Consider the following 17,594-nt stretch of genomic DNA (forward strand, 5'->3'; position numbering starts at 1 on the left):
GCGAATCAGTTATTATTCGTGGCATTCGTGTAATTCCTGGCTGAAGTTTTTTTAATTTATTGTCTCGGTGATCTCTTCCGCAGGACGGTTGGCTTCGAGATTGGCACTGTCGGTGACGATAAGTGGAAACTCGTCGAGGACGACGGTGTTCGCTATCGTTTGGACCCAATATGTTCCGGCTGTCGGAAAAACAACGTTAACAAAAAAGCTGACATTGTCGGTAAATCCGCCCGGAGCGAGTTCGATCGTTGTCGGCTGTGAAGTAACAACGAGATTATTCTTGTCGGGTGACAGAATGCGAACCTCCGTTTGATGGTTCCCGCTTCCTCGCCAGTGGTTGATAACCGCGAACTTGATCAGGCTGACCGGCAGCTTTTCGACCATGATATTTTGAAAAATGCCCATCAGCGATATTTTGTTGCCCATCTCGATGCGAACATCGTCACACAGCAGTGTGTACTCGAGCTTTAATTGTTCTGTTTCCATATTAAGTTGTGAGTTCGGGATATAGCCGGGCTCGTTGATCAAAAAGCCTTGTTCTCCTTAAACCAAGCCAGCAATTTAGCCCAGGCCTCTTCCGATGCCTGTTTATTGAAAGTGGGACGATAATCGGCATGAAACCCGTGGTCAGCATTTGGGAAGACAAGGATCTCTGATCCTGATCTGTATTTTTTCAATTCATCCTGCATCCGCTGCACGCCGTCGAGCGGGATTCCCTTATCCAGCCCTCCATACAATCCGAGAACCGGTACTTTCAAATCCTTTACATGGTCGATCGGCGTCGTCGGCTGCAGCGTGTTTACCGGCGAATTCGGAGTCGGCACAACGCGGCCGTACCACGCTCCGCCGGCTCTGACTTTCGGATTATGTGCGGCATAGAGCCAGGTGATGCGGCCGCCCCAGCAAAATCCGGTGACAGACAGCTTTTTTGTGTTACCTTTATTGTTTTTCGCCCACGCAACTGCCGAATCGAGGTCGCTCATCGATTGAGTGTCCGGGATCTTTGAATATATCTGACGGTTTATCTCGCGCGAATCCTTGAGATCCTTGATCTCGCCCTGACGTGCGTACAGCGCAGGAGAGATAGCCATATAGCCAAGCTTAGCAAAACGCCGGCAAACGTCCTGTATCCACTCTTGCACGCCAAAAATCTCATGGATTACCAATACCACCGGAAAATTCTTGCCCTTTGTCGGCATAGCACGGTAAGCCGGCATCGTGCCGTCGGCAACGGGAATTTTGACCTCGCCGACGATCAGTCCGACATCGTCGGTGGTGATCTTGGTCTGAGCCTGGATCGGCGAAACCGCCGAGGCATAAATGCCCGCGGCAAAAATCGACGTCACCAAAAATTCACGTCTGTCCAAGGTGGGCGCCGTTGGATTAGAATTCACAATATCTTCTTTCATAAATTACATTCCGCGTGCCTATGATTTTTACTTTTCAAACGGTCAAGGTCAAGGTTATAATCTGATTAACCTCCGGATCAGAATTCTATTTGCATCAGTATTTTGCAACATGCTCGACCTCGTATTGATCGGATTATCTTTGTCACTCGTAGGCGTTGCGGGTCTCCAATTCTCGTATATGTTCTACCTCGATCGGATGCACCGCGACCGAAAGACACACGTCCGTCATCTCGAACGCCAAAATCTTCGTCTAGCTGAGAAGCTCGCGGCCGCCGAACAACAGATCGCCCAACAAACGGCAATGCTTGAAAACGTGTGTCCGGAATACGTTTACGATGAAGAGACCTGGGCCGAGATCATCGAAGAAAGTTAAAGGTCGAGCTGCACGATGGTCGCTCCCCAACTGCCGGAGAACTCCGGAGCATTTTTGAACGACTTTACAAGATCGGACTCGGACAGTACCTTTCGGACGATCTCTCTCTGAACGCCGACCCCTTTACCATGAATGATCCTGACGATCGGAAACTGCTTTTTGAATGCCTCGAGAAGATAAGCTTCGACCACAGCACGTATGTCCCGCGGCTGAAATGAATGTAGATCGATCGAATCTGTGATCTCGAGATCGACAGGTTCAGGGAATGGGTTATTTTTGTCGTACACCGTCAGTTATTTCCGTTTTGCCGGTACCTGTTGATACTGAGCGATATCTTCCGGCGGATTTACCCTTAGCCGGTTCTTGTCCTTGAAAACGGTAAAGGTCTTTGTCTCCATTTTGCCCTCAGCGTTGCGCAATTGGATCGAAAATGTCTTGTTATCGCCTTTGCCGTCGACCTTTAGCGGAAGCGAGCCCCAAACCTCAGTATTGTTTGGATTTCGCCACACGGTGTAATAGCTTTGGTCATATTTATCGAACGCAAGCACCAAAATACCATCAAAATCAGGCTCTACCCCGTCGATGGCCTTTACCGCACTTGTACGCGTTAAGATGACCCAACTGCCCGGCGTCGCGGCCCGCGTTACAGAACCCGAACTGTCGGCGTCCAGTCGCTGCCAGGTAACAAATTTCTTGTTATTCTGCTGGAAAAATACAATATCGCTCGGCACTGATAACTCGACCTGACGGCCGAACAACCATCCCGCCGGAGCAGGCGAAACAGACGGGTCAAGCCGCACCTGGTACCAGATATCGTATTTTTCTTGAATATTCTCCGGCTCGCCGGCTTCTTTGGCAGATTCGATCTCGTCGTTCTTCGATTTCTTGCTCGATTTTTGTGTGCCTTTCGGGGCGTCGTCTACATCGGGGGCTTCCTGCTTAGGAACAAATTTCCAGGCCATTATATCGAAGGTTGAACCGTTTGCGAGCTTGAACAGCACGTTTTCAGGCGTCATATCAGGAGCCATTCGCAAATTCGAAGCACTTCGGATCACCCCCGCCGCTTGCGGAGACTGGTTTTGAAATTCTTCGGCAAGTTTCCTCGACTTGGTAAGCGTGTCACTCGTAATAACATTCTGAGCCTCGATCCATCCTTCGGTTGCAGCTTCGTCACGCGCTCGGACCCGATACCAAGGCACTTTTTCATACTCAAATTGATCAAGTACGTCCAACGTTTCGCCGCGCTTGACTTCCAGAAGGTCGGCAGCGACGACTGAATAGGACGTGCGGATCTGAGCTGTCTTTGCGATGACCGTTGCCGTATCGTTCGTTCCGAGTGCACCGGTAATGCCGCTGACCGACTGGTCGATCCATGTGCAGCCCGCGCTAAAAATTGCCGCACACAGTACAAATGTAACTAAAATGAACTTTGCTCTCATTTCGAAATATTAGCCAACTTTCGCCATGTATTATAACCCAATTTATCTAACAAATCTTTCTGTCGCGAATTCAAATTAGCGGCTACCGCCAGGATCGTAACGGCGTTCTGGTTACGCACCTCAATACCGGCGGCACGAAAATGAACGTCAGCTGCAGCCTTTTCCCCGCCCTTTATGTAACGATCGACGATCGGCTTTAGTTCGGGATATGAGCCGAACACGGCGAGAACGGCATCGTTCCCGTCCATTCGAACATTTGATCCATGATGCTTTTGATAGATCTCCCGCAAGATATTTTCGATCGACCGCTTACCTTTGGACCTTTCTAAAATCACCAGATCGCATAAAAATGCCGCCGCCATACCTCGAGCATATACTGTCGAATTCGCACCGCCAAACCTGTTTTTCGACGCATCGATCAGGTTAACACCGTTTGAATGCATCCTGTCTGCCGCAAGGGCTCGCCCAAGAGTATCCAGAAAGTCGTCAAACCTGATCCGATTTGACGCAACGCCAATTTTCAGCGACTGATATAATGCAAATCCTTCGTAAAACCAATCGTAATTCCCGCTTAGGTTCACGCCATTTGGTATCCAAAGATGAAACATCTCATGCCGTAGCTGCTCATGCATGCGTTGCCTCGATTGCGTGTCGAACGGCATGTCCGAGGAGACGATCGTGATATTTGCCCCACGCGTTTCGGCCTCCCATTCACCAGTTCCGACGGCAATGGGAAACTTCATGAATGCGATGTTTGTTTCGTCCTGCAGGTACGAATCGAAGAGTGTCCGGTATTGGCTGAATATCTCTTTGGCCGATTCGATCGCCTCGGATCGGGTAAAATTCCACTTACCGTCCAATGCGAGCGACAGCTTAGGTGCGGCGGAGCCAACCCCGGTGTGAACCAATTCTTCGCCAACGTAGATGACCGTTGTCGCGACATTAGCCGAAGCAAAATCGTTTCCCGCTGTGCGGCGATTGCCCGACACTGCCCGCCAACCTTCCGGCAATTCAACTTCGATCTCCGCCGTCGCCTTGTTTTCTTTGTCGGCAAACTTTGGCAGCATGTCGTCGAGCATAAAGACTCCGTTTCTAGCCGTTATCCACGAGATATGCGCCGAGGCCGAGCGTGAGGGCGACGGAGAAAGGTCGATCTTGTAGTTCCACGACCAAAAATCGGCGTTCGCTACATATTCGCCTGCGATAAACTTCTTGTAGGTCACTGCGTTCCCGGCCTGGTCGAACAAATTTACGTCGGAAATTCTTTCTCCAAGTTTATCTGTCCCAGCTGCACGAAACAGAAATGATAGATTCCGTCGTCCTACAGGATTTTTGCCATTTACGACAACGATGGATGACAATTTTGGCTCGGCTTTTATTGTCGCTTTGAAATACTGTGCATTTCCAAATGTAAAGAATTGTAAAATCAACCCAAACGCGGCCAAAATACGCCGAATCAGGGTCATTTTCATTGACATCGTCCTCGCGGGAAACTTAAAATTGATTTTCTTTTGAATAGGCATCCGGATTCACCGTCTTAGGATAAGTAATTTTATGAGTCTTATCAAAGTAATAATTTTTGCACTCGTCCTGGTATTCAGCCTTTTGTTTTTGGGAAGGTTGTTCTTCTAGTCGACTGGCTGAGATCAATGATCTTCCTGCTGTTTTCGATCAACGCTGTATACGCGTCTGAAAATTTTCCAAGTACAAAAAGCGGTCAGCCAGACCGCTTTTTTTGTGGTTTAGGGTACAAACCTTTGTTTGATACTCTTTAGGCATATGACCGAATTACGAAAAATCGCCCGAGCCCTTATTAGCGTTTCCGATAAAACAGGCCTCGCCGAGTTTGCCAAACATCTCGCCGAACACAATGTCGAGATCATATCGACCGGCGGCACCGCAAAATTCCTGCGCGAAAACGGCCTCAATGTAACTGATGTGTCCGATGTCACCGGCTTTCCAGAAATGATGGACGGCCGTGTAAAGACGCTGCATCCAAAGATCCACGGCGCATTTCTGGCCCTTCGCGACAACCCCGAACATATTGCTTCGATGAATGAGCACGCGATCAAGCCTATCGATCTGGTCGTTGTAAATCTCTATCCATTCGAAGCCACGATCGCCAAAGGTGACGTGAATCTCGAAGAAGCCGTCGAGAACATCGACATCGGCGGCCCGGCGATGATCCGATCGGCATCAAAAAACTGGCGGGACGTTGCCGTTGTCACCGACCCCCGACTTTACGACGAGATCAAGGATGAGTTGAACGATCAAGCAGGCTCACTGTCGCTCGAAACGCGCCAAAGGCTTGCAGCACTCGCATATACACGAACGGCAAGCTACGACCTGGCGATCTCAACTTATCTTGCTCGCCAATTGTCGAACGAAGATCTTGAACGCCTCGAGCCAATTAACCCGCTCGGCCATCTGTCATTTTTCGAGGCCGGCGAGGACGACTTAGAACTGGAAACCACAGCCACCGCAGAACCGGCCGCGGATGTGCAGCTACCCGCGTATCAAATAATTGAGCTTGCCAAGGTCACTGATCTCCGATACGGCGAAAACCCGCACCAGCGTGCCGCGCTCTACGACGATGGATCAGACGGCGGCATCGCCGGAGCTGAACAGCTCCATGGCAAGGAGATGTCATTCAATAACTACGTCGATGCAGAAGCCGCGTGGAAATTGGTCCGGGACTTCGACGAGCTCGCAGTTGCGATCATCAAACATACAAATCCGTCGGGTGTCGGCACCGGCACGAACAATGTCGAGGCATATAAGCGGGCTCTTGCGACCGACCCTGTTTCCGCATTCGGCGGCATTGTCGCGTTCAATCGAAAGGTTGAAGCCGCGGTGGCGGCTTCGGTGATCGAAGTATTTTCTGAGGTAATTGTCGCTCCCGATTTCGACGAAGAAGCAATTGAAATCTTTAGATCCAAGAAGAATCTGAGAGTACTCAAGGTCGCATCGACCGCTGACATATCTCAAATCTCGAATTTCCGACCCGGAATTTCAGATCTGGAATACAAACAGATCTCCGGCGGATTCCTCGTCCAGGACCAAGACGTCCACCGCCTCGTCTTCTCCGACCTCAACGTCGTAACCAAGCGTCAGCCGTCACCGTCAGAACTCAATTCGATGCAGTTAGCATGGACGGTCTGTAAACACGTCAAATCGAACGCGATCGTCTTTGCCAACGAAAATCATACGCTTGGCGTCGGAGCCGGCCAGATGAATCGTGTCGATTCAGTCCGTATCGCTGCGATGCGTGCCGAGCGTTTCGATCTTGATCTCAAAGGCTCAGCGGTCGCCTCGGACGCGTTCTTTCCGTTCCGCGACAACGTCGATGAAGCGGCCCGTTTCGGCGTGACCGCGATCATTCAGCCCGGCGGATCGATCAAAGACAACGAATCGATCGCCGCCGCGGACGAACACGAAATTGCGATGGCCTTCACCGGCGTTCGCCATTTCAAACATTGACGCCGCTTTTTTTCTTGACAACATGTGGTAGTAGTGTTAAAACTATACCCAATTAGGACGACTAGAGGAACGCTCGATTGGTTTTTGCATATTCGAAAACCCCTCGGGCTTTTGTGTTTTGGTTTCGTAGTTTTCAATAGGAGATAACAATATGAAAAAGATCACGACCTTAGTTTTGACCGCGGCCGCCTCGGTGGTCTTCGCCGCTTGCGGTGCACCTGCCAACAATGCTCCCGCAAATAATACCAATACGAACACTGCCAAACCGACCGCTGCTGCTCCGACGGCCGAGGTGCTTTTTGCGATGGACAAGCAGGCCAATGAGGCTTGGATAAAGGGCGATAAGGCGTATTTTGAAAACTTTCTTTCGGAGAAGTTCGTCTCGTTCGAACGCGGTGGACGAATGAGCAGACCGGAATTGCTCGCGATGATCGGTTCATTCAAGTGCGACGTAAAGACCTGGAATCTCGAAGATCCGCAGATGGCAATGATCGACGCCGACACCTATGTTATGAGCTACAAAGGCACATTTGATGGAAGCTGTACCGGACCGGACGGCAAGGCAGAAAAGCTGCCGAGCCCTGTTCGCTCTGCCAGCATTTACGTCCGCGATGGCGACAAATGGAAAGGAGCTTTCCACAGCGAGACCATGATCATCGATCCTAAAGCTCCGCCTGCGGCACCGGCAAAACCGGAGCCGAAAAAAGAGGAACCAAAGAAAGACGAAAAGCCGGCCGCACCTGCTGCGGCTTCGCCCGCTACTCCGGCTGCAACATCGGCACCTGCAAAGCCGACGCCCGGCCCGAATACCGACGCACTCGTCAAGGCACACACTGCCGGATGGGAAGCTTTCAAGGCCAAGGACGCAAAGAAATTTGATGAGATGCTAACCGCAAATGCATCGATCGTCGATCCGCTCGGCAATTGGATTTCCGGTAAAGCGAACGTCATCAAGCATTGGACCGAGACGATGAAATGCGAGGGCATCACCAAGGTTAGCGTAACCGAGGGCTTTGCTACGGCGATCTCACCGACCGTCGAGATCCTTACGCTCAAAGGCTCAGCTGACGGCACCTGCGACGGCCAAAAGAACGGAGCTCTCTATCAATCCGCTGTTTATGTAAAAGAAGGCGAGACATGGAAACTGGCATTCATGTTCGAATCACCGGCAATGTAGGAAGGTTGATAAATTGCCCAAACAAGGGAGCCGTTCGATCGGCTCCCTTGTTGTTGAAAAAGTGCTATTCGGAGAGAAACCTCTTCACTTCGAGGTCGACCCCGTTCGTCGAAACCGATATCGTCCCTCGCTCACCGGTCACCAACACTTGAGCTCCGCCAGCTTTCCAACGGCCAACAACATCCGCGTGTGGATGCCCAAAAGGTGATGTCCGCCCGACCGAGACGACTGCATAGTTTGCCCGAACCGTATCGATAAATGACTGTGTCGAAGATGTCCGGCTGCCGTGATGCGGCACTTTTACAAGATCGGCAGAAAGGTCGGCGGCGGTCAATGCAGATTCGGCAATGTGTTCGATGTCGCCGGTCAACAGGAATTTGCGGTTTCCAAAAATAATACGTAAGACGACCGAGTTGTTATTTTCCGATCTCAAATTCGATTCGTCTGCCTCGGGCGGATAGAGCACCTCAACGATCACTTCGCCAAAATGCAATACATCGCCGCGATAGATATTTGTCGCTGAGATTCCACGCCGACGCAAAACATCTGCGAGCTCCGCATGGTCCGGATCCTCGGCCGACATACGGCCAAAAATTGCTGAGCCTATTGCAAAGTTTTTAGCCACATCGGTCAATCCCTGAATATGATCGGCATCCGCGTGTGTTGCCAGGATATGATCGATCCGCGAAAATCCCCGATGCCACAAATATTCCGAAACCACCGCCTCGCCAATGTCGCGAACATCTCGAACGAAAGGCTCTTCGCCGTCATCGTCCGATCTATAATTCATCTTCCCGCCGCCGTCAACCAGCAGTGTTCGTCCGTCCGGAAACGTCACCAACGCAGCATCGCCCTGCCCGACATCCAGAAAATCAACATGCAATCGCCCATCCGCCGTCGGCGAACTAAATGGATGAAATACGATGGCGAAGGATAATACTACAAACGCCGCGAACGCTGGGACCAGAAGTCGGCGGCCAAGGATCCGCGAGTCAGCCTTTAACTCGAACGGCTTCCACCGGCTGAGCAAGACCGCCAAAAAGATAATCGGCACAAAGTACAAAAAGTAAACGAAAGCTCCCGCAGCCGAATATGCCGGCAGCCGAAAACTGGCCCAGCCGTTATCCGAAAACATTCGCGGCAATGCGAGCATCAACCAGTCCGATATCTCCGCGGCCGCAAAGAATGGACGAGCCAACGCATCGCCGAAATAACTGATCACCGCACCGATCACCGCCGCAAAACTCTCGATAGCGATGAACACACCGACCCACAAGTTCAACACGACCGATGCGATCGAAACACGATGAAAATAGACAACTGTCAGCGGCAGCATCCAGATCTGCACGATCAGCGACACCAAAATTCCCTCAAACAAATACCTGATCGCACGCTGACCGCCGCCAATGATCTTACCGGATAAATATGGCGATTTTGAGAGCCTTGCGGTCCAAACATAGCTTTTCGCCTCGATCCGCCACTCGTCAGAATTCCAATAAAGCGTCTCGCAAAGGCGGGCGAGCCGCTTCGGCACGTCCGGCGGAAAAGGCATCGCCGCCGTCGGCGTCCAGCGTCCGATCTTTCTCAGCATCTCGATCAGCGGATATGCACATGCCACGATCGCCGCCACACTCACAAACGTTAGTTGAAACGAAGGATCGAACAACTCCGTCGGCCGCCAAACCAGAAGCATAAGAGCGCAAACACCGAGCGAATTGAGCAAACTCGATTGCCGGTAGATGACGTGCGAAAACGATATCACCGTGAACATCACCGCCGCCCGCACTACCGGAACATCCGCACCGACCGCCAGCGTGTACGCCCACAAAACGCCATTCGTCAACACAAACTGTGCTGGGCGATTCCGCGAAACACGCCTAATTATCAACAACAGCATTCCGCCAATAAATGTAATATGCAACCCCGAAATGACCAGAATATGAAACGTCCCGCCATCGCGAAACAGGTCTGCCGTTTCTTTGTCGAGAAAATATTTGTCCCCGAGCAGCGAAGCGATCATCACACCCGCCGCTCGCTGACTCAGGTTCCGCCGAAACGAATCGATCAACTTCTCCCGCTGGTCATAGACCCAAGCCAGCGGCACAAAGACACTCTCATCCGCCAGGTGCTCGATCAGTAAACCGCTCTTCACCGACCCGCTCGCATCGATCTCGAGCCGGTCGAGCATCTGCAGCCGCGAGATCACTCCTGGGTTGAGAAAATTATCCTCGCGTTCGAGTTTGGTGGAAACACGGATCCGCGAGCCGTATTTCAGATCTGACGGCTTTGGGCCTACCAAAAGACTGGTAGGCTCTGCCGCCGAAATATCAAATTCCGCCTCAGGCGTTTCAGATCCTAATTTTGAAATTTCAAATGGGTTTTTACCGTTCTGTACAAACAGCCGAACCTTACCGGATACCTTGAGATCTTCGTTTCGAATCCGCAATGTTTCCGCCCGAAAGGTGATAAGATCGCCGTCAACCGTCGGCTCTCGGCCCCGGACCATAACACCTTCGATCTCTACAGGCTCGCCGCTCTTGATCGTGCCGTTGTCGTACAGCAAACGCAGTCTATCCGCCGCAACACCGCTCTTCTCGATGTTGAGCGATGCCGCTCCGGCAAATGCAAACGCCGTAAATATCAGCAAAGTCGCAAATTGTTGTGTTTTGAAAACGTACGCGAGAACCGCGAAAACGACCGATGCCCCGACTGCAGCGCGCAAATCGACCCCGGCGAAATTCGCCGTCAATATCCCAACTGCAAAAGCACCAGCGAGCCACAACACCGCGTTGCGATTGAAATTGGAAGCTCTACGATCCGTGGGCATCGTATATTTCTATTCGATTTTTATGTGCGGACGCAAGGCCCCAAACCGCTCTTCGCTAACACCGCGGATCTGCATCAGATGCTCGACCCGCCGAAACGGTCCGTTGACAGCACGAAACTCCACGATCGCCTCCGCCGTCTTCCGCCCAATGTGCGGCAATTTTTCGAGATCTTCGACCGATGCGGTGTTTATGTTTATTGCGTTCAGCGACGGTCCAACTGCATTCGCAGAAGAATATTCAACCCGCGTCGAACACCCCGCCAGCAAAAGCAACAAAAGCAATATAGGAAATTTAGACTTGCTCACACCCTTTCCGATAACTATCAACTCTTAACTACCAACGATCAACTTTACCTAACGGTTAGTAGTCAACAGTTGAAAGTTGTTAGTTAGAGAAACCTATCAAAAAGCTCACCTCAGTTCCCGCCTAGTGTTCATCTCCAAGAGCACCTTCATTGATATCCTGCAGATCGTCGTACGCCTTGGCAAGCACGGGACGCGCACGCGTTGAACCGTCCATTTCGCCGATGTAGCCCTCGCGGACCATGGCGTCGAGGATGGCGGCGGCTCGGCCGTAGCCGATGCGGAGATGGCGTTGGAGCAGCGATGTCGAGCCGCGTTTGGCTTGGACGACGCATTTGAGAGCGTCCATGAACAGCGGATCGCGGCGGCCGGGCAGATCGCCGCTGTCGTCGAGTTCCTCTTCGGTCTTGGTGATGGTCGTGTCGTATTCCGGGCGGCCCTGAGCCTTGATAAACTCGACGACCTTTCCGATCTCGGCTTCGTCAACGTATGCTCCGTGAACGCGCGTCACATTCGAATTTCCCGGCGGCAAAAATAGCATATCGCCCTGTCCCAGCAAAGCCTCGGCACCGTTACCGTCGATGATCGTCCGAGAATCGACTTTCGACGACACGCGGAACGAAATGCGCGAAGGAAAATTCGCCTTGATCAAACCAGTAATAACATCTACCGAAGGCCGCTGCGTCGCGAGCACCAGATGAATACCGACCGCACGCGCCATCTGGGCGAGCCGCGTGATCGATTCCTCGACCTCTTTGCCGCTGACCATCATCAGATCGGCGAGTTCGTCGATGATGATGACGATGTACGGCAGCTTGCGGTAAGGATCGCCGTTGTCGTCGAGCCGGCCTTCCTTGAGATATTCCTTGATCTTTTCGTTATAGCCGGCGATGTTGCGGACCGAATATCCGGCGAGGTCCTTGTACCGGCGTTCCATCTCGACAACGGCCCAACGCAACGCGACGGCCGCTCGTTTCGGATCGGTAATGATCGGCGTCGAAAGATGCGGAATGTCAGCGTACAGGCCGAGTTCGAGTCGCTTCGGATCGACCATTATGAACTTCACTTCGTCCGGTTTCGCCTTATATAGTATCGACATCACGAGCGTGTTCACGCCGACCGATTTACCCGCTCCCGTCGCACCGGCGATCAAAAGGTGCGGCATTTTGGCGAGATCGGCGACGTACTTCGCACCGTCGATCGTCTTCCCGAGTCCGAGCGTCAACAGCGAATCTGAGTCCTTAAATTTGGGCGACTCGATCACCTCGCGAAGGTAAATGACCTCGCGTTTCGGATTTGGCACCTCGATCCCGACAAACGCTTTGCCCGGAATGCGGTCAATACGAATTGACGGGGCCTTCAGCGCAAGACAGAGATCGTCAACGAGGCCCGTAACGCGAGAATACTTAACACCTGCATCCGGCTTGAACTCGAACGTAGTCACTACTGGCCCCGGAGCGATATGCACGACCTTGCCGGGAACGTTGAACTCAGCCGTTTTTTGCGCCAGCAATGTTGCGACGCCTCGAAGTTCCGACTCCTTATGCGCGATCGGTGCCTGGGCCTCGGTCAGGAGTTCGGACGTGGGCAGTTTGTAGTTGTCGTAATTCTGAGTAGAAACGATCTCGATCGATTCGATCTCATCGATCTCGTCATCCATCGAAGGCTCTTCCGGCAATTCGTCAGTTTCGGCCTTTACTTCGATTGGTATATCTTCGATCTCTGGATCGACAACCTTGACCGTTTCGTACGGGTCTTCGCGGCTGTCAATGGTCGGTATCGAATCGATCACCTCGTGCTCAAACAGAGGCGCCGAACGCCCCGCTGCTGCCGCCATCGCCTCGATCTCGCCAACTGAGATCGTCGGCGGGATCGTCTCGGGTTCCGCGATCCGCTGGCGTTTGCGCTTTTCGGCTCTAATTTGTGCAGCTGTCAATTGTCCGGCGTTCGCATCGCGGCGTTTATCGCGCCAATCGTCGATCCGTATCCGCAGATTGTCCCATGCGACATCAAAATGGCTTAAAAATCCGGCGAGAGTGAAATTTGTGATCAGCAATATCGAACAAATAAATACGGCCAGCAACAGAATTCCCGCCCCGATCGACCCGATAAAATGCGCCGTGCCCTGAGCCGCCACCTCGCCGACGATCGCCCCGTAACCGCCCGCCAGCGTTATCAATCCTGACAACGAGACGGCAAAGAACACATAGCCCAAAACCCTAAAGACCCGTGGTATCAAGGTATCCGACTGAAAAACCCGCCACGCGATCAAAGCGATCAATATCGGAAAAAGATACGCCGTCCACCCGACCGCGTTGAACAAGACCGCCGCGATCGTCGCACCGACCACGCCGATCCAATTCCGGATCGGCCCCGAACTCGAGCTAACCGGCAGCCACGATCTGTCATCAGGGCTTCCCGTCACCAGGCACAAGAACACGAGCAACGCCACCGCCGCCAGCACCACAGCAACAACATCGTTCCAATGCGAATGCTTCGGCTCCTTCTTGCCCCGCTTCTTAAGCAAAGTGGTGCCGTCCGCCAGACAAAAATTAATGTCGTCGTCCTGATACGTCTCTTTACATGTCGGGCAAACTTTCATTGCTTGTTAGGGACGAGTGATGAGGGATCAGGTGCGAGGGCTTTTCTCTTGTCCCTCGGCACTCGTCCCTTATCCCTGTTTCTTAAACACCAAAAAATCTTTTATAAACTCGTCAATATCACCATCCAATACAACTTCAACGTCGGTTCGTTCAAATTTTGTCCGCGTGTCTTTGACCAGCTTGTAAGGGTGCAGTACGTAATTGCGTATCTGCGAACCGAACGCGATGTCCTGTTTGGTCGCCTCGAGCTCCGACGCCGACTCGCGGCGTTTTTCTAATTCCAACTCGTATAATTTCGACCGCAGCACATTCATCGCAACCGTTTTATTTTGCAGCTGCGAACGCTGATTCTGACATGTTACAACAATATTGGTCGGAATATGCGTGATTCTCACGGCAGAATCGGTAACATTTACATGCTGGCCGCCCGCACCGGACGAACGATAGGTGTCGATTCGCAGGTCTTTGTCCTCGATGTTGACCTCGATATTTTCGTCGATCTCAGGGGACACAAACAGCGAAGCAAACGAAGTCTCACGGCTTCCACCAGAATTGAACGGCGAAATACGAACTAATCGATGCACGCCAGCCTCAGCCGAAAGCAGCCCGTAAGCATATTCGCCCTCAACACGAAACGTCGCTGATTTGATGCCAGCCTCAGACCCCGATTGCTCGTCCAAAACCTCGGCCTTAAACCCGCGTTTTTCACACCAGCGCAGATACATACGCAGCAGCATCTGTGCAAAATCCTGCGCGTCCGTCCCGCCCGCACCGGCCTGAATCGAACAGATCGCGTTGTTCACGTCAGTCTCGCCCGACAGCAAACTCTCGATCTCAGCCGCATCGACCTGCTTCTCTAGCCCGTCGATCAGCTTGACCAACTCGATCGCCGAATCCGGATCCTCAGCCGCAAACTCGAACAGCACCTCGGCATCCGAAACACCCGTCTCAAACCCGGCCTGCTGTTTAAGGCGCGCTCGATCCGCGACCGCTGCTGCACGACCTTTTGCGCCCGTTCCTGGTCATCCCAAAAACCCGGCTCCGAGATCAATTTTTCCGATTCCGCTAGTTCTTTCTCTTTGGCAGGCGCGTCAAAGAAACCTCCCAAGTTGGGTAACTTTATCTTTGATCGTGTCGAATTTTGTCTGTAGTTCTGTGAGTTCCATTTCTTAATTCTTCTCTGCGAGTCTTGATTCTTCTTTGCGTCCTTTGCGTCTTCCTTTGCAATCTTTGCGTTAAACTTTTTCTCCACGCAGAGACCGCTGAGATTTACGCCGAGATCGCAGAGTCGCCGCGACGCCGAAAGCTAAATCCCAACATTCCCAACGTCAAAATCGTACTCAACCACGCAAACCAATCACCGTATCGTACGTAGAATGTCTGTCCGCCGTCGGATTTGGCGACCGACCAAACGCGTGTGCCTTCCGTATATGAAGGCAGCGGATCGAGGACCTGGCCGCGTTCGTTGATGTAGGCGGTGATGCCGACGTTGGTGACGCGGAGGACCGGACGGTTTGTCTCGACGGCGCGGAATACGGCGTTTGCGAGATGCTGCCGCAGGACCGGCGTCGGGCCAAGGTAGCCGTCGTTGGTCATTTCAATCAGGACATCGGCTCCGTCCTGAACATAACGCCGCGAGAGTGCTCCGAAATGCGATTCAAAGCAGATCATCACGCCCGCCTTGGCGTCACCAACCGGCAAAATATCGTATTCGCGTCCGTACGAAAAATTACCGACAAAACCCGGTACGATTCCCTCTAAAAACGAAGGCACCGCCTCGCCAAAGGGCAGAAGGAAGATTTTATCATACTGCGACACCTCTCTGCCCTCGGGCCCCACCATCACCGCCGAATTAAAATACTTCCCATTCGTCGCGTCCGGCTCAGCCGAATTGAACAACACACTCACATTATTCCGCCGTGCAAAATCGTTTATAAACTTCTGAAACTCCCGGTCGTCCTCATACATGAAATTCATCGGCGATTCGGGCAGAATGACGAGCGTCGGTCGTTCGTTGTTCGTTGTTGGCTGCTCTGACGTTATCAGTTTTTCCTTATCAGTTATCCGCTGTACCGCAAGCTTTCTCGATCTGAGCCAGATCAACTGATGCGCCCCATTCCTGATAATCAAGCCCACTCATCGGGACGTTTGGTTGAATGGCGACAACTTTGGCGACTTCGGCGGATTTTGTCGATGATCGCCATTGTTTGAAGAGGAAATGTACAGCTCGTAAACCACCAATGGCGGCCAAGCAAAACAAAAGATGGCAACCCATGCCAAAAACCCTCTTCGATTCGCATTAAATAAACAGATAGCAAAGACTTGCGAGATAGCGGAACTCATCATAACAAGAAGAATCCGACCGATGCTAGGGATAGACCGTAAAAGGCTTAGGGATAATCGTCGACTCGGGAAAAATGCCTGCGAATACCCAATCGCATTCCAATTATTTCCCGTCACCCAATACCGCAAGAACTCGGTGAACACCCAAACAAACGGAGCCGCGAGGAATGCCCATGAGCCAAACTTTCGCAGCAGCACCGACAAAATCCCCGCAAACAATGCAGGAAACACTCCGACGATGAGCGCGACAAAGACCATGCCCGAATACGCCAGCCACGGCGGAAAGTGCGCGTAGTTGATCGGAGCAAACGTCAGCCACCAGCACGTGCCGAAAAAGAAGACCGCACCAAACAACCAGCCCGTCACAAACGACCGCACAACCGATTCCTTTTCCCGCTCCACCGCCCACATCAGCGGCACAAGCGCGAACCACGCGAGGAACCAGTATTCGAAATCGGGAAACGCCAGGATCAACAACACCGCCGCCAGCACAGCCAGCAAAGCATTCTGCCAAGACGGAAATATCCGTCACAAACCGCAAACGCCATTCCGATCATTCTAACAGGATTTTCAACTTCCCGCCCTTTCTTCTTATCTTGGCCCCTTTAATGATAGCTTCTGGGGTGACTCAGCGACAGAAATCCCATCCAATCACGACCGGCAATCAACCAAAATGAACGAGTCCCGACCCAATGTACAATTTCCGTCATCTTCGAGTGACAAATTCTGTCAATCTGTCACATTGCGTGATCGATTTTCGGTCACTCTGCACGAATATTTCGGACAATTCAACGACGGACCAAACAGTTCAAAATGAACGAAAATCGTCTTTGCTGATATATCGATAAATACAGGGGTTTAAACGAAGGAAAGCCCGGCCATTTCTGGTCGGGCTCTAAAGGAAGGACAACTGAAGGAACGCTCGGAAGGTGTACGAGCACAGTGGCAAACAGCGCTCGGAGTAGTGATGGCGGCGGGGTCTTGATCTAGGACCAAGCTGGCCGCAGTACCCTATTGCACGTAGCGTGCCACGGAGTGACGTCAAAGTTAAAGCTCACACCCCGAAGGGAAAGAAAATGAAAAAAGCCCGTAAATACGGGCTAATTCATCAAAAAAATATTTGGAATAACTAATGCCTTACAACTTGGAGCCTTAAACTCTGGACACTCGACTCCCATTTGCACTATTTCGAACATCGATCTGACAACCTTTGTAACGCTATCACGTCCTGATTCTCCCCATTGATCTCCTTTGCCGATGCTGCGTAATTCTTTGCCTGTAAGCAATCGCCCTTTTCGACATAGATCTTGCCGAGGCTGACGTGGGCATCGACCAGACGGTTATCCCAAAACACCGACGTTTTAAATGACGAGATCGCCTGTTCGATGTCTCCTCGCCGCAGATGGATCTTTCCTAGCAGCAAATAGCTCTCGGCGGACATAGGTTCGCTCGCCAGCACCCGGCGGAGCGTCGCCATTGCTTCGTCGTCGTTGCCGTTCTTGACCTGCGTACGTGCCTGTGCGAGCAGGCTGTCGGTTTCGCTCATCTGTGCGGCCGTCGTCGAAGCTCCCTGCCGACGGCTGAGCACGACCGCCACAAAGTCCTTTCTCAGCGGCTGCTGGACACGCAGATTCAGCTCA

At 52.1% G+C, this 17,594-nt stretch carries 14 protein-coding genes and 1 pseudogene; 3 read left to right on the plus strand and 12 right to left on the minus strand.

The genetic code is table 11. The features are described from left to right. Window positions 1-51: 51 nt before the first annotated feature. Entirely contained in the window at window positions 52-486 is a 435-nt protein-coding gene (locus IPK01_16410) for a hypothetical protein (protein MBK7935020.1), read from the minus strand. Window positions 487-524: 38 nt separating this feature from the next. Beyond that, entirely contained in the window at window positions 525-1,409 is an 885-nt protein-coding gene (locus IPK01_16415) for a dienelactone hydrolase family protein (protein MBK7935021.1), read from the minus strand. A gap of 139 nt (window positions 1,410-1,548) precedes the next feature. Here IPK01_16415 and IPK01_16420 point away from each other — a divergent pair, with 139 nt between their 5' ends. Then, window positions 1,549-1,782, plus strand: a complete 234-nt coding sequence (locus tag IPK01_16420) for a hypothetical protein (GenBank protein MBK7935022.1) — start codon at window positions 1,549-1,551, stop codon at window positions 1,780-1,782. Here IPK01_16420 and IPK01_16425 read toward each other — a convergent pair. Genes IPK01_16425 through IPK01_16435 form a run of 3 tightly spaced genes read right to left on the minus strand, consistent with a single transcriptional unit; the run spans window position 1,779 to window position 4,693 of the window. Next, a complete protein-coding gene (locus tag IPK01_16425) occupies window positions 1,779-2,069 on the minus strand; it encodes a Smr/MutS family protein (GenBank protein ID MBK7935023.1) in 291 nt (96 codons plus the stop codon). The two genes, IPK01_16420 and IPK01_16425, sit on opposite strands and share 4 nt — an antisense overlap. A 6-nt stretch (window positions 2,070-2,075) precedes the next feature. Next, entirely contained in the window at window positions 2,076-3,221 is a 1,146-nt protein-coding gene (locus IPK01_16430; protein ID MBK7935024.1) for a hypothetical protein, read from the minus strand. Next, window positions 3,218-4,693 (minus strand): hypothetical protein, encoded by a 1,476-nt coding sequence (locus IPK01_16435; protein MBK7935025.1) that lies wholly within the window; start codon window positions 4,691-4,693, stop codon window positions 3,218-3,220. The genes IPK01_16430 and IPK01_16435 overlap by 4 nt, the downstream gene beginning before the upstream one ends. Window positions 4,694-5,000: 307 nt before the next feature. Here IPK01_16435 and purH point away from each other — a divergent pair, with 307 nt between their 5' ends. Continuing rightward, window positions 5,001-6,701, plus strand: a complete 1,701-nt coding sequence (purH, locus tag IPK01_16440) for a bifunctional phosphoribosylaminoimidazolecarboxamide formyltransferase/IMP cyclohydrolase (GenBank protein ID MBK7935026.1) — start codon at window positions 5,001-5,003, stop codon at window positions 6,699-6,701. 151 nt (window positions 6,702-6,852) lie between these two features. Next, entirely contained in the window at window positions 6,853-7,878 is a 1,026-nt protein-coding gene (locus IPK01_16445) for a nuclear transport factor 2 family protein (protein ID MBK7935027.1), read from the plus strand. Between the two features lie 64 nt (window positions 7,879-7,942). Here the strand turns inward: IPK01_16445 and IPK01_16450 are convergent, their stop codons facing one another. The 7 genes and pseudogenes from IPK01_16450 to IPK01_16480 form a co-directional block, all read right to left on the minus strand. Further along, on the minus strand, window positions 7,943-10,705 hold the full coding sequence (locus tag IPK01_16450) for a ComEC/Rec2 family competence protein (protein MBK7935028.1): 2,763 nt from the start codon (window positions 10,703-10,705) through the stop codon (window positions 7,943-7,945). 9 nt (window positions 10,706-10,714) lie between these two features. Next, complete coding sequence (locus IPK01_16455) at window positions 10,715-10,969, minus strand: helix-hairpin-helix domain-containing protein (GenBank protein MBK7935029.1); 255 nt, start codon at window positions 10,967-10,969, stop codon at window positions 10,715-10,717. Between the two features lie 163 nt (window positions 10,970-11,132). Further along, window positions 11,133-13,610, minus strand: coding sequence for a DNA translocase FtsK 4TM domain-containing protein (locus IPK01_16460; GenBank protein MBK7935030.1), 2,478 nt, complete (start codon window positions 13,608-13,610; stop codon window positions 11,133-11,135). A gap of 69 nt (window positions 13,611-13,679) precedes the next feature. After that, a pseudogene (prfB, locus tag IPK01_16465) lies at window positions 13,680-14,662 on the minus strand (peptide chain release factor 2). A 218-nt stretch (window positions 14,663-14,880) separates the two neighbouring features. Continuing rightward, complete coding sequence (gene lnt / locus IPK01_16470) at window positions 14,881-15,714, minus strand: apolipoprotein N-acyltransferase (GenBank protein MBK7935031.1); 834 nt, start codon at window positions 15,712-15,714, stop codon at window positions 14,881-14,883. A gap of 33 nt (window positions 15,715-15,747) precedes the next feature. Further along, window positions 15,748-16,455, minus strand: a complete 708-nt coding sequence (locus IPK01_16475) for a hypothetical protein (protein MBK7935032.1) — start codon at window positions 16,453-16,455, stop codon at window positions 15,748-15,750. A gap of 682 nt (window positions 16,456-17,137) precedes the next feature. Then, window positions 17,138-17,551: a tetratricopeptide repeat protein gene (locus IPK01_16480; protein ID MBK7935033.1), complete on the minus strand. Its 414-nt coding sequence runs from the start codon at window positions 17,549-17,551 to the stop codon at window positions 17,138-17,140. Window positions 17,552-17,594 lie beyond the last annotated feature (43 nt).

This window comes from Acidobacteriota bacterium (assembly GCA_016713675.1).
Classification (GTDB): domain Bacteria; phylum Acidobacteriota; class Blastocatellia; order Pyrinomonadales; family Pyrinomonadaceae; genus OLB17.